General features: G+C 33.5%; 13 protein-coding genes, 3 pseudogenes and 1 other annotated feature. Of the genes and pseudogenes, 7 read left to right on the forward strand and 9 right to left on the reverse strand.

Features of this window, described 5'->3' with window-relative positions:
* Positions 1-276 precede the first annotated feature (276 nt).
* The gene (locus tag BAU27_RS29130; RefSeq protein ID WP_071746323.1) at positions 277-1,374 is read right to left on the reverse strand and encodes a YheC/YheD family endospore coat-associated protein; all 1,098 of its coding nucleotides are present in this window, start codon (positions 1,372-1,374) and stop codon (positions 277-279) included.
* A gap of 123 nt (positions 1,375-1,497) precedes the next feature.
* Here BAU27_RS29130 and BAU27_RS29135 point away from each other — a divergent pair, with 123 nt between their 5' ends.
* The 3 genes and pseudogenes from BAU27_RS29135 to BAU27_RS29145 form a co-directional block, all read left to right on the forward strand.
* A complete protein-coding gene (locus BAU27_RS29135; protein ID WP_071772863.1) occupies positions 1,498-2,727 on the forward strand; it encodes an ATP-grasp domain-containing protein in 1,230 nt (409 codons plus the stop codon).
* Positions 2,728-2,783: 56 nt separating this feature from the next.
* A pseudogene (locus tag BAU27_RS29140) lies at positions 2,784-3,128 on the forward strand (DUF6198 family protein); the annotation flags it as partial.
* Between the two features lie 213 nt (positions 3,129-3,341).
* Positions 3,342-3,530: pseudogene (locus BAU27_RS29145) on the forward strand (IS4 family transposase); the annotation flags it as partial.
* A 126-nt stretch (positions 3,531-3,656) separates the two neighbouring features.
* On the opposite strand, the gene BAU27_RS29150 reads toward BAU27_RS29145, so the two are convergent.
* The 3 genes from BAU27_RS29150 to serS all read right to left on the reverse strand — a co-directional run bounded on the left by BAU27_RS29150 (position 3,657) and on the right by serS (position 6,100).
* The gene (locus BAU27_RS29150; protein WP_071772864.1) at positions 3,657-4,181 is read right to left on the reverse strand and encodes a cysteine hydrolase family protein; all 525 of its coding nucleotides are present in this window, start codon (positions 4,179-4,181) and stop codon (positions 3,657-3,659) included.
* Between the two features lie 43 nt (positions 4,182-4,224).
* A complete protein-coding gene (locus tag BAU27_RS29155) occupies positions 4,225-4,764 on the reverse strand; it encodes a GNAT family N-acetyltransferase (protein ID WP_071772865.1) in 540 nt (179 codons plus the stop codon).
* Positions 4,765-4,825: 61 nt separating this feature from the next.
* Complete coding sequence (serS, locus tag BAU27_RS29160; RefSeq protein WP_071772866.1) at positions 4,826-6,100, reverse strand: serine--tRNA ligase; 1,275 nt, start codon at positions 6,098-6,100, stop codon at positions 4,826-4,828.
* A 105-nt stretch (positions 6,101-6,205) separates the two neighbouring features.
* Positions 6,206-6,436 (reverse strand) — a binding site (T-box leader).
* 234 nt (positions 6,437-6,670) lie between these two features.
* On the opposite strand from serS, the gene BAU27_RS29165 reads away from it, so the two are divergent.
* Entirely contained in the window at positions 6,671-7,174 is a 504-nt protein-coding gene (locus BAU27_RS29165; RefSeq protein WP_071772867.1) for a kinase, read from the forward strand.
* Positions 7,175-7,204: 30 nt separating this feature from the next.
* Here the strand turns inward: BAU27_RS29165 and BAU27_RS32115 are convergent, their stop codons facing one another.
* From BAU27_RS32115 to BAU27_RS29180, 3 genes are all read right to left on the reverse strand, one after another.
* On the reverse strand, positions 7,205-7,879 hold the full coding sequence (locus tag BAU27_RS32115; protein WP_071772868.1) for a hypothetical protein: 675 nt from the start codon (positions 7,877-7,879) through the stop codon (positions 7,205-7,207).
* Between the two features lie 57 nt (positions 7,880-7,936).
* Positions 7,937-8,362, reverse strand: a complete 426-nt coding sequence (locus BAU27_RS29175) for an SMI1/KNR4 family protein (RefSeq protein ID WP_071746330.1) — start codon at positions 8,360-8,362, stop codon at positions 7,937-7,939.
* A gap of 114 nt (positions 8,363-8,476) precedes the next feature.
* Positions 8,477-8,968 (reverse strand): nitroreductase, encoded by a 492-nt coding sequence (locus BAU27_RS29180; protein ID WP_071746331.1) that lies wholly within the window; start codon positions 8,966-8,968, stop codon positions 8,477-8,479.
* A 277-nt stretch (positions 8,969-9,245) separates the two neighbouring features.
* Between BAU27_RS29180 and BAU27_RS29185 the strand changes: the two genes are divergently transcribed.
* From BAU27_RS29185 to BAU27_RS29190, 3 genes and pseudogenes are all read left to right on the forward strand, one after another.
* Positions 9,246-9,731: a GNAT family N-acetyltransferase gene (locus tag BAU27_RS29185; RefSeq protein WP_071746332.1), complete on the forward strand. Its 486-nt coding sequence runs from the start codon at positions 9,246-9,248 to the stop codon at positions 9,729-9,731.
* A gap of 217 nt (positions 9,732-9,948) precedes the next feature.
* Positions 9,949-10,038: pseudogene (locus tag BAU27_RS33140) on the forward strand (BBE domain-containing protein); the annotation flags it as partial.
* Between the two features lie 249 nt (positions 10,039-10,287).
* The gene (locus BAU27_RS29190; protein WP_071772869.1) at positions 10,288-11,124 is read left to right on the forward strand and encodes a COG4705 family protein; all 837 of its coding nucleotides are present in this window, start codon (positions 10,288-10,290) and stop codon (positions 11,122-11,124) included.
* 134 nt (positions 11,125-11,258) lie between these two features.
* Here the strand turns inward: BAU27_RS29190 and BAU27_RS29195 are convergent, their stop codons facing one another.
* Positions 11,259-11,804: an NADPH-dependent FMN reductase gene (locus BAU27_RS29195; RefSeq protein WP_071746334.1), complete on the reverse strand. Its 546-nt coding sequence runs from the start codon at positions 11,802-11,804 to the stop codon at positions 11,259-11,261.
* Between the two features lie 319 nt (positions 11,805-12,123).
* Complete coding sequence (locus BAU27_RS29200) at positions 12,124-12,660, reverse strand: DinB family protein (protein ID WP_071772870.1); 537 nt, start codon at positions 12,658-12,660, stop codon at positions 12,124-12,126.
* Between the last annotated feature and the right edge of the window lie 12 nt (positions 12,661-12,672).

The following is a 12,672-nucleotide window of genomic DNA, read 5'->3' on the forward strand; positions in this document are numbered from 1 at the left end:
TCTCCCCCCTTTGTAATATTAAATGACTGGAGAATGATAATGGATTGGACAAGCGTATTTTTTTATAAATATGTGCCCCCACCCACAATGAAGGGTGTATTACCGGGTTCCGGTATTTTTCTCGTATTAGGTAAGTCGGCTTGGCGACAGTCCAGCATCCGCCGAATTTTGGAATGCATGGAGAAAAGCCTTATAGGGGATATAGAAAGAGAGATTAGTAGAAACATTGGTATATAAAGGTTTCTAGGTTTGATTATATTTTTCTATTTTCTTTTCTTATTTAGATTTATCAGCCAAATATCTAGCATAGTGAATTAAATTTCTAGCTACATCTAGTTCAAGATTAAATATATTAGGTACCCCTGGTCTCCAATTCACCTCAAATAACCACAATTTTTGATCTTTATCAATCCCTACATCAATTCCTAACTCATCAAATAATACATCCCTAAATAAAGAATTAAAATGGTTAGAAAAAGTTACTGCAAATCGTTCTAAATACCTTTTAATATTATACCAATCGTTATCAAACTCGGCTTTTAAAAAAACATCTAAATAAGTACTATAACCACCCTTAGCCATATTTGATACAATACTTCCTAATGGACCTATTCTCGGGAATATAGAAGTAACAACCCACCTGCCTTCCCCATTTCTTTGAACATGCAATCGGAAATCATAAACATGACCAGATTTCATTTGACATGAAATAAACTGTTGAACTATGTAACCTTGCTCTTGAATCTTATCAGATATAAAGCTCCGTAATTGTTTTTTATTAATAGATGAAATTTGTTCTGACTCATTCATACTGTAATTCATCCCATTTTTTTCAATGAAAACAATACCACTACCTTGATGTCCAGAAATAGGTTTAATAATAAGTTTTTCATAACGATTAATCATATCAAAAAACTTATTAACATCATTTAATTCATAAAAAGGAATAAGATATTGCTTAAATTTTTTTGCTCTATTTATTCTGTTATATACACTTAATTTATTTCCAATTGAATGACTTGTAAAAGGAACTTTTTCATGTAGATAATCATAGATTTGCTGATTTTTATCACTAACATGAACACTTGCATTGTAAATAACATCTGGAAAAGAAAATTCTTGTTCAATCCAATTACCATTTTCATAAGTTTTACCTAAAATCTTCTTCGTTTCTATATTTACTTTCCCTAAAGTAAAATAAAAAAATTCCACACCTTCAGCTTTAGCTACAGCAGCATAAGTATATGCTTTCTTTACGTCATTCGGATCTTTCCGATGATGAAGCATTCCAATTATAGTCATGTTAGTTCTTCTTCCCTTCTTTCTAAAGATGTTTTTCAAAACAAATATCAAATTCATTATATATATATTCATGTTCTTCCTCATTCAACCATTTTTCGAAAAATCCAGAACAAGCTTAACCTCATTTTAATATTCTACCTATAGAAATAATAAATCTAAGGGTTTATAAAATAATTAAGGTTAGGGTGGCATAAAATGGATACTATCGTTTTCATTGAAACAAATAAATCTGGATCAAGTAGGGAAGCAATCAAAGCAGCTGAAAAACTTAATTTCTTTACTGTTTTATTAACTAAAAAAACAAAATTTATTAATGAACGCACTATATTCCCTGATGTACATCAGATGATTTTCACTGATATAAATGATTATGATAATATAATTACAACAATTGAAAAATTAAATAAATCAGGAAAAAACATAAAAGGGATATTTAGTTTTATTGACCCTTATGTTTATGTGGCTGCGCGTTTATCAGAAAAATTTTGCTCAAACTCACATACTGTATCTACTAAAGCTATCTATCGTATGGAAAACAAAATATTAACTCGTAATGTACTTAAAGAATTACCAATCTCACTCAAATATTTAATTTACAAACCAACAGAATCATTATCATCTTTTCTTGAAAAAACTAAAGAGATGAATTTCCCTCTTATTGTAAAATCCCCTAAATCAACAGGATCCAAAGATGTATTATTAGTAAAAAATAAAGATCAATTAATCTTATCTATACAAAGTCTTTTAAAAAAACTACCTAATGAAGAAATTCTACTTGAAGAATATATAGATGGACCTCAGTACTTAGTTGAAATTTTAGTTCAAGATGGAAAAGTCCATATTATAGCAGTAATTGAACAAGAAATTACACTTTTTGAACGCTTTATTGTTACTGGTTATTCTTTACTAGGACAGGTAGACAAAAGACTATACAATAGTCTTTGCAATGCAGTTAACTCTGTAATTCAGGCTTTTAATATGAAAAATGGAGCGTGTCATCTAGAACTCCGGAGAATAAATAATGATTGGAAATTAATTGAGATAAATCCCAGAATATCAGGTGGAGCAATGAATGACATAATTGAAATTGGACATGGAATCAACTTAGTGCAAGAGACTATTCAGTTAATGTTAGGAAATAAAACTTCACTAAATAAAAAACATTATAAATATGTGTACGCTCATTACCTAACAGTTAAATCTAAAGGAAAACTAATTCGAGTTACTGGGAAAAACCGTAGTTCTAAATATCCTGGTGTAGAGAAAGTTTATATAAAACCTAAAAAAGGAACTATCCTAAAACCACCTTCATCAATGGGACATCGATGTGGATACGTTTTAGCAGCAGCCAATTTTAAAACAGAAGCGAAAAAAATAGCTTTAGAAGCAGCTAAAGAAATTTCATTTGAAATCCAAAAAGAATAAAAACAACATATATACACCAACAGAGAAAATATACTAAAAATCACATCTCTTATAACTCTAATTATTATAATCTGTCATTATTCATAATAAAAAAATCACTCCTCATCTATTTTTATATGGGCTATACACCAGCGAAACTCCCATTAATGCCGTACGATGCGTTAACTTATGCAATTAGTGAAAAATTTAATTTGAAATTCGGTAAAGCAAAAATTTCAAGCGATTTAATAAATATTTGTGTGGCTGGTACAATATGTGTAATTTTCATTCAATCATTAGGCTCAATTAGAATCGGTACACTAATTGCCGCCCATTTTATCGGCAAAATTTTTGAGTGGATGATACCAAATTATCAACCAGCTCTTCTACACTGGGTATTTAAAACAGAGAAAACTTCCTAAGGAGTCATAATAAAGTATAGGAACAGGGGAATGTCTAATTTGTAGATGTGTATTTAGTAGAGAAGTGCAAAATACTAATTATACGGATTGTGATAGTGAATTTTTTCTTCGAGGGATAGCACCACATCGCTATCAAGCTAAGATTAATTTGTATCCATATAATCAAAAAAGATGCTATTTTTTTTGAAATATACAGAAAGGATGGTGTTTTGTATGACTTTATCGATTCAAGATGAGTTTCATTTATTCGCTGAAAAACTACAGTGATTTCTATCTCCAAACATCCTTCAACAGCTCGCGCAGGAGACGGGTTTCGTAAAACGTAAAAGTAAGTACGTTGCTCGAGATTTGGTCGCTTTATGTATTTGGATTAATCAACACGTAGCAAGTGATTCCCTCACTCTATATCGACCGTAAATCGAACTTTTCCGGCATTTTTTTATTTGAAATCGATTTATCGACTCACTTCGACAACTTGTTTTCAAATAAAAAAAGCGGCCACTCTTTTAGAGACAGCCACTTTCCCACTTACGATTCCACTTTCAAATCTTTAAATGCAACAACATCCGCAAATGCTCCAAACACTGCGTTATGATGCTTCACAATATCTTCAGCACGTAATACATCAGTATCAAACGTACTATGCGCATCACTCACTAAGGTTACTTTGTACCCTTCACTACATGCTCTGCGCGTTGTCGTGTCCACACAGTACTCTGTTTGCATTCCTGAAATTATTACGTGCTCAATTCCTTTTTCTTGTAACACTTCGTTTAAGTTTGTCTTATAGAATGAATCTGGTGTCGTCTTTTCAACGATACTATCACCCTCTTGTGGTGCGATTGCCGCATGCACTTTCCAACCATCTGTCCCTTTTTCCAAAGGATGATCTTTCGGCCCGTTATGTTGTACATAAATAACTGGAATATCATTTGAACGACATGCCCCAATAAGTTCTTGTAATGTTTGTAAAAACCTTTCCCCATTATATACTGGCATTCCCGCTGTATACATACCCGCTTGCACATCAATAACTATTAATGCTTTTTTCATCTCACACAGCTCCCTTTGTTTGTATAAGCCCTTTCATAAATCATTATAATTGTTTATATTCCATCATCCAACAATCTTCTAATTTCCCCTCATGCAGTTCATGTTCCTTTAAAATCTTCACTTTTTTAAATCCGCATTTTTCATAACACTTTATCGCACGTTCGTTATTTACTTTAGGGTCCATTGCAATTGCTTCTGCACCCACTTCTTTCATAATGTATGTAATTGCTGCTTGAACGAGTTCTGTTCCAATTCCCTTTCCCCAAAAGAGTGGTTCACCGATAAATTGGTCCATTCCCCATACATTTTGTGATTCTTCATATCCATATAACGCTTTCCATTCAAAATCAACTGGATACATTTGAATGTAACCGATCGGCATTTCATCAAATCCTACTAAGCATCTTTTTTCATTACTGTTTGGATTATGTATAAAATGAGCAAGTACCTCTTCTACAGATTGCGGATTATCTCTTCCTTCATAAAACTGTAGGACTTCTGGGTCTGTTAACCATTTAGAGATGATAGGTGCATCTTCTTCTATTACATATCTAACCGATAAATTATTGTTTTGAAATAACATGTAGCACCTCGTTACTAGTATTTTATAAACTGTTAAACTTTATTTTACATCAACATCTTTCTTATTTAATTACCTCTACTCCCCCCATGTATGGACGCAATACTTCTGGGATTATAACTGAGCCGTCTTCTTGTTGGTAGTTCTCTAAAATAGCTGCTACTGTACGCCCTATAGCTAACCCAGAACCATTTAATGTGTGCACAAATTCTGGTTTTGCACCTGGTGTACGACGGAAACGTATGCTTGCACGACGCGCTTGGAAATCTTCACAGTTTGAGCAAGAAGATATTTCACGATATCCCCCATAACTTGGTAACCAAACTTCAATGTCATATGTTTTCGCAGCTGGAAATGCTATATCAGCTGTACATAATACGATAACTCGATAAGGTAATCGTAACAATTGTAGTACTCTTTCGGCATTCGCAGTTAATTTTTCTAACTCATCGTATGATTCTTCTGGCTTAGTATATTTAACCATTTCAACTTTGCTAAATTGGTGCTGGCGAATAAGTCCTCTCGTGTCACGTCCTGCACTACCGGCTTCAGAACGGAAACATGGCGTATGAGCGGTAAAATTAATAGGTAATTCTGCATCATTTAATATTTCGTCACGATAATAGTTCGCTAATGGTACTTCCGCCGTTGGAATTAAAGAGTAATCTGTGTCTTTTAATGTAAATACATCTTCCTTAAATTTCGGGAATTGTCCGGTTCCTATTAAACTATCGCTATTTACGATAAACGGTGGAATCACTTCCGTATATCCATGTTCTTCAACATGTAAATCTAGCATAAAGTTAGCTACTGCTCGCTCTAAACGTGCTCCCAAGCCATTGTAATATACGAAGCGGCTTCCTGTTACTTTTGCTGCTCGCTCAAAATCTAATAACCCTAATTTTTCAGCAACTTCCCAATGTGGTTTTGCTTCAAATGAAAATTCGTTTATTTCTCCCCACTTACGTAATTCAACATTATCATCTTCTGATGCTCCAATAGGAACTGTTTCATTAGGTATATTTGGTAATGCCATTAATATAGCATTCAATTCCTCTTCTACATTACGTAACTCATCATCTAATGTTTTAATACTTTCTCCTACTTCACGCATTTCACTAATAAGTTCATTAGCATCTTGTTTTTCACGCTTTAACTTCGCAATACGCTCAGATACTCCATTACGTTTACTTTTTAATTCTTCTACTTTTACTAACAGTTCACGACGATTTTGATCTAATTCTTCAAATGTATCCAATTCAAGAAACTTTCCACCGCGATTAATCAATTTTTTCTTTACTTCTTCAAAATTAGCACGTAATACTTTTACATCTAACATATCTTATCTCTCCTTTAATAAGTGACTAATGTCACCGTCTTCGTTCACATTAAGCTTTTAAGATAGAGAATTTCACTAAAAAACACAAAAAACTCCCGTCCCTATAAAAGGGACGAGAGTTAACCCGCGTTGCCACCCTAGTTGAAAGCATAGAAAATATAAGCTTTCCACTTAAAAAATTAACGGTTTTTAACCGGAAACGATTACTAACTTCATATTGAAGGGTTCCACATTTCGCTCAAGGACGGATTCACAAGCGCTTTCTATCGGTTTACACCACCCACCGACTCTCTAAAAGAAAAGATACTTGTTACTACTTCCTTTCATAGCTTTTAAACAATATAAAATTTAATTATCATTACTTTACAATAATTCTGTTTATTTTTCAAGAAAATATTGTATCTTTAAAATAAAGAGTTCATATAATCAAACCACAAATAAACTGGAGGTTATTTACGATGTCTCATATCACTTTGAAAACAATAACTTCTACAAACTGGCGAGAAACGCTTACTAAAACAATTTTTAATGTAACAAAGCAAAAAACTAAAACAATTTGGAGATGAGAATTTGAAATCAACTTTAATCATTCTTCGAGGAAACTCCGCAAGTGGCAAAACAACAATCGCAAAAGAACTGCAAGAACATTTTGGCCAAGGTACACTTCTAGTCTCTCAAGACGTCGTACGTAGAGATATGCTAAAAGTACACGACACGATGAGTAACTTATCTCATGATTTACTATTTGAAATTACGAAGTACGGAAAAGGAAAATGTGAATTTGTTATTTTAGAAGGTATTTTAAACAGTCATAGATACGGTGATATGCTGAAAAAATTAATACATTATTTTGATGAAAATACGTTTACATATTACTTCGATCTATCATTGGAGGAAACATTTAGACGCCATAACACAAGGGACAAACGGCATGAATTTGGTGAGGATGCATTACGGAAATGGTATAATTCGCACGATACAATTGAAGTTGCTAGAGAAACTGTATTTACAGATGATTTCACGCAAAAAGATATATTTCATGCGATTCTGAATGATGTTGCGATGCAAAAATAAGACTGACAGAATGAGTCAGTCTTATTTTTATTATGTACTTTGTATTTCAGTTTTCATAACGGAACACTCTTTACATAAATAATAATATATATTCATTTCGCCGAACTGAAAATCAACTACTGAAATAAGTTCCCGTCCCTCAAGGTCTTGTGTAATTGTAGCAACATATTTCATCTCTTTCGAACAAGTTGGACATCCTAAATCTTCTGGAACATCATCGTATAAAGGTGCTCCCAACAATCTACATACATATTCCGAACCGAATAAGTCAAAAGCTTCCCAGTAACTATCTTCATCAGTAGGTATATCTTCATTTTTCATATTCGTTAGCTTTACATTAGTTTTTGGAAGATTGACCGGTAGCTTATACTCATCTTCCATAATCCACTCTTCCGTATTGTCTTGCTTTATCATTTGTACCGTTTTGCCCCCATTACTTAATTGAAAATATTGCGGCTCCCACACCATCGCACAATTCAAGCAAGAGACGAATGGTAACACATTCATTTCATCATTTTTAAGTTCAGCAAGCCTCTCATCTTTCAAATCTAAACTAAAGATTTGATGCATTTTCTCACCGCATAACTTACATAGTGGTAATTCACAATCTTGACCACCGAAATAATGATTATATGAATCTTTCCCTTCCATTACTCTATAGCCTTTCATTTCATTGTAATGTGTTCCATATAATTCCATTGTCATATTTAATCCTCGCTTCATTTAAATCAAAAAAATCCTTTCACTTTTCCTGTAAGGAAATTAACACTCAAAGTCATCTTCCTGAGCAGTTGTTATGATAAACTCTTTTAAATTCGGGGCATATTCCTCAATCTCTGCACCTTCATGATACCAAAGATATATTATATCACCCATTATTCCGTTATTTGATTTGAAACACAGTTTATCTCCTGAGCCATCATCACCTATTATAATAAAGTTTTTTGGTATATCTTCATCTCTAATTTCAGCATTTTGTCTAATAATATCATCCCAAGTTTTTTTAAGATTTCTATTATCTTTAATAGGATAAAGTGTCCATTCTCCTATTTCAGCATTATTAACTAATTTGAAAAGGTGCCTATACTGCTCTGGGAAAATAGCACCTAACTTTTCTTCAGTTTCCTTTATACCTATTTCGTCTACTCCTGTTTTCCTAGTTTGAATGATCTTTCTTACTTCTTTCATGAGGTACACCTATCCTTTAACCTAAATAACATAATTTCTAATTTTCTAATCAAAAGGCTCATTATTTTCTCCTTTAAGTATAAGTATTAACGTTTCATCTCCCTCTTCCTTATACTAAATAGTTGTCGCGATTCCTGCCAAAAATAAACTTACAATTGCTAAAAATGGTGTTCCGGCTATTGCACCTCTTAAGTGAAACATATAGTCTTTATACCCTTTCATCCCTTCTGTACTAGGAATAACAACAAACCTTGGAGTAATCCAGCAAAATATAAGCCAATCGATTATTAATAAATCTACTAAATTGAAAATCATTAGAATCCCCAAAGTATGTAAATAGGCCTCAATATACAATAACTTTCCATGGTGGTGTAGTATATATGTAGAAATAAACGGTGTTCCGAAGAGAATAATATTGTAAATAATTCCGAAATAAAACGTTTGTTTTTTTTCATTTATCGATTTTGGCAAAACTACTTTTTGAATTTCTTTCGGATAATCATTTAACCAAAGGCGAGGATTATAATATGTAGACCCTAATATCATAATGGACAGTATAAAAGACATGGAAATGCCGACAATCATCATTTGTTCAATTTGCCCCACAAACATCCCTCCTTATTTGCAATTTCGACGTACGTAATTCACTTAATTAGACATTGTATGCATGTTATGACCTAAAAATTATCTAATACCATTATTTAAACTTTTTCGTTACAATTTGATTTTTCCTAACGTCCATTCCTATTCCTTGCAATATGGTTGCAAATTTAATAAAGTAAATATCTAATTAGTGACCCGGAAGGCAATAAAATAGAAATCACTATTTAACTATCGTTTATCTTTTCTGAAGAACAAATGAAAATTAGTTTGGAGGAGTCATATGCATAAGCTACATTTCAAAAAATTTGAAGCAACAGATTTTAATCTATACTTCCAGCTCGTATCGAACGAAAAAGTCATGGCACAAATTACAGAGCGCTCCATTCCGTTAGAAGAAGCGCAAAATGACTATGAAAAATTGTTAAGACGCAATGAAAAACATAAACTGTACGGGTCTTATAAAGTTTATGACAGTGCAACAAATGAATTTATCGGCCTTGGACATGTAACAGTGAATGAAGATAATGTAAAAGAAGCTGAAATTGGGTATATGATTTTGCCAGAACACTGGGGAAAAAGATATGGTAGTTATATTGCAAGAGAATTAATTGAAATAGCGAAGCAGACAGATGTAAACGTACTAAAGGCAATTATCGATCCAAATAATATCCCCTCTCGAAAAATATTAATAAATGTTGGTTTTACATCAGATGTAGTTTGTGAGATTGATGGATTACCTGGGGAAATTTTAAGCATATATATTTAACTTTATTAAGGCAATGCTGCATTTGAGATACATGTAGTGTTGCCTTTTATTTATTATCTCGATTCCCTGATAGACCCGAAAATCCCATTCTAGGAATAATCAACCTCACTCATTCATTTACTTATAACGTATAGTCAGTTCTATTTTTCTATTTGATTTTACACCTGACGAATAACATTTTAGATATTTTATTTTGTGACAAGGAGAGAAGACTTAAATGAGTAATCAAAATATTGAACTTACAGGACGTATCGTAACTCCCGGAAATCCAGAATATAATTCCGCTAGAGAGGAATTCAACACATTTTCAACTTCCCGCAAAGTATTCCGCCCTTTTAATAGTCGATACTGAAATTTATAGTTTATATTTCTAGCAAAAAAGGAACGATTCTTTCCATAAAAATTATGGAAAGAATCGTTCTTTTTCAATGCTGGATGTATTTCATTTCTTTTTTCATCTTTTTTTAATGTTCTTTTCATCCTAATTTCATCTGAATCTCATTCTTATTAGTTACACTCTGTTTATACATAAATAACTAGTAAGGAGGAATCATATATGAAAAATTATGAGACGGACCAAAATAAGAATAGAGATAATATCCCTCTTCCTGATGAAGTCACTTCCGTTTCATCACGAGGTTGGCAGATGCTGAGCAAAGTTCCAGAAGTCACGATTTTCTTCTGGATTATCAAAATCATGGCAACTACAGTGGGCGAAACAGGTGCGGACTTCTTAAATACCAACTTGAACTTTGGCTTGACTAAAACGACATTTGTTATGAGTGCTCTCTTGCTCATCACACTGTTCTTCCAGTTCAGATTGAAGAAGTATGTTCCAGGGATTTACTGGCTCACTGTCTTGCTGATTAGTGTTGTCGGCACGCTGGTCACTGACAATCTTACGGACAACTTCGGGGTCGCTTTAGAGACGACCACCATCTTTTTCACCCTCGCGCTACTGGCGACTTTTGCCGCTTGGTACGCGAGTGAGAAGACATTGTCCATTCACTCTATTTACACGACAAAGCGAGAAGCATTCTACTGGCTGGCTATCCTGTTCACCTTCGCCTTAGGTACTGCAGCTGGTGATCTCGTAGCAGAGAGTCTCAACTTAGGTTACTGGATTTCAGCGCTCATATTCGCTGCATTAATTGGTGCTGTAACCGTCGCTTACTACCGCTTCAAATTAAATGCAGTGTTGGCCTTTTGGATCGCTTATATTTTAACTCGTCCTTTCGGCGCCTCTTTTGGCGATTATTTATCACAGCCTCACGATTCCGGTGGTCTTGGTCTCGGTACGGTTGGAACAAGCGTAATCTTCCTCTTAACAATCTTGAGCTTAGTTATTTATTTGACCAAGACGAAAAAAGACGCGAGCCCGAGCCTTAATTAATATATATTTTGTCTAAACCTTAAAATAGGTGACATGATTTCCTAATCGTTATTACAAAATTTCAACCAAAAGAAAATTAAAAGGCAATACTACTTTAAACTAACAGTAGTATTGCCTTTATATAAAATAAATCATTATTCCCTTGTTTCGTCTACTATACTATGAATTAAAGAAATTAGAGCTTGTTTTGTTCCCTCATCTGTAACTTTTGCATCATCACTAAATTTAGTGCGTACAGACGGGATTAATAACGAGCCATTTTGAACGACAACTGTATCTAACATGCCTAGTGTAAGTAACAAAGATTCATGGGCTTTATCCCCTCCCGCAATTGACGGTGAAGCTGTTATGATCGCCACTGGTTTTTTATATAGTTCCGCTGAAGACACAAGCCATTCTAATGCATTTTTCAAAACTCCTGGTATACCTTTTGCATACTCCGGTGTACAAATAATCAGTGCATGTGATTCGCTTAATGCCTTTCGAAACTCTTGAACAACAACCGGTGCTCCCACTCGATCTACATCCGGATTAAAATGAGGAAGTTCCTCTATTCCTTTATATATAGTGTAATCTACTCCATCTGGAATAAATGCGGCCAAAGTTTTTAATATGTTTGTATTGGATGATCCTTTCCTAATGCTGCCTGAAATCGCTATGATTTTTTTGTGTTTACTCATATGATCGCCCCCCTACAAACATCATACTTATGCAGCCATTGAAAAATCAAAAATAATTAACTATTTAACAAGTTGTATATTCATTAATTTTGTTTACATAATAATATTATGTAAACAAAATTATCCTTTTAACGAGATTGTACTTGTTTTCCTACTAACATACATACCAACTACATTACAAATATAGTGCCCCCTATTAGCATCAACGAGAAGGAATAAACCTTGTAAAAAAACATTTATAACTCCACTGATACGCAGAATAATAAAAGAGAATAATTCAAAAATACCCTATGAATCATTCTCTTTTTATTTTCATATTTTAACATGCTGGATATGCCTTAGAACCCAAATAACGTTCTTTTATAAGTTGACGATGATGAAGCTCATGACCAGCAATTATGTTTGCTAATGCAAGAACCGTGACTTCAGAATTGTTCGCAATTCCCCTTTGTAACCAAGCTTCTTTATCTAAACTTTTAAGCAAATGCATAGTAGATTGGCGAACAACTGTTAAATTCTCAAGAAGATCTTGCATAGATTGCTTATCAAAAGCTGCTCTAAGAACATACATATCATCGTTATATCCAGGAAGTTCTGCTGTCTCGCCTCTTGCTATGGAAAGCAATCGATACGCCATAATACGTTCAGTATCCGCAATATGACCGATTACTTCTTTTATACTCCATTTATTAGGAGCATATCTAAAATGTCCATCACTATCAGAAATATCCTTCAATAAAAGATTCGTTTCCTTCATTTGTTGCTCTAGAATATGTATGATATCTCCATCTGGTATTAAGTTTATGTACGTTGAATAATACGGGTTATATTCATTTGCTTCTGGTCTCTTTTTCATGCTTATCATCCT

It is taken from the genome of Bacillus sp. NH11B (assembly GCF_001884205.1).
GTDB lineage: Bacteria > Bacillota > Bacilli > Bacillales > Bacillaceae_G > Bacillus_A > Bacillus_A proteolyticus.

Excerpts from the sequence above, each read along its gene's own strand:
- BAU27_RS29130 (WP_071746323.1), bottom strand. The coding sequence starts at position 1,374 with ATGAATATATATATAATGAATTTGATATTTGTTTTGAAAAACATCTTT.
- BAU27_RS29135 (WP_071772863.1), top strand. The coding sequence starts at position 1,498 with ATGGATACTATCGTTTTCATTGAAACAAATAAATCTGGATCAAGTAGG.
- BAU27_RS29150 (WP_071772864.1), bottom strand. The coding sequence starts at position 4,181 with ATGAAAAAAGCATTAATAGTTATTGATGTGCAAGCGGGTATGTATACA.
- BAU27_RS29155 (WP_071772865.1), bottom strand. The coding sequence starts at position 4,764 with ATGTTATTTCAAAACAATAATTTATCGGTTAGATATGTAATAGAAGAA.
- serS (WP_071772866.1), bottom strand. The coding sequence starts at position 6,100 with ATGTTAGATGTAAAAGTATTACGTGCTAATTTTGAAGAAGTAAAGAAA.
- BAU27_RS32115 (WP_071772868.1), bottom strand. The coding sequence starts at position 7,879 with ATGACAATGGAATTATATGGAACACATTACAATGAAATGAAAGGCTAT.
- BAU27_RS29175 (WP_071746330.1), bottom strand. The coding sequence starts at position 8,362 with ATGAAAGAAGTAAGAAAGATCATTCAAACTAGGAAAACAGGAGTAGAC.
- BAU27_RS29185 (WP_071746332.1), top strand. The coding sequence starts at position 9,246 with ATGCATAAGCTACATTTCAAAAAATTTGAAGCAACAGATTTTAATCTA.
- BAU27_RS29190 (WP_071772869.1), top strand. The coding sequence starts at position 10,288 with ATGAAAAATTATGAGACGGACCAAAATAAGAATAGAGATAATATCCCT.
- BAU27_RS29195 (WP_071746334.1), bottom strand. The coding sequence starts at position 11,804 with ATGAGTAAACACAAAAAAATCATAGCGATTTCAGGCAGCATTAGGAAA.
- BAU27_RS29200 (WP_071772870.1), bottom strand. The coding sequence starts at position 12,660 with ATGAAAAAGAGACCAGAAGCAAATGAATATAACCCGTATTATTCAACG.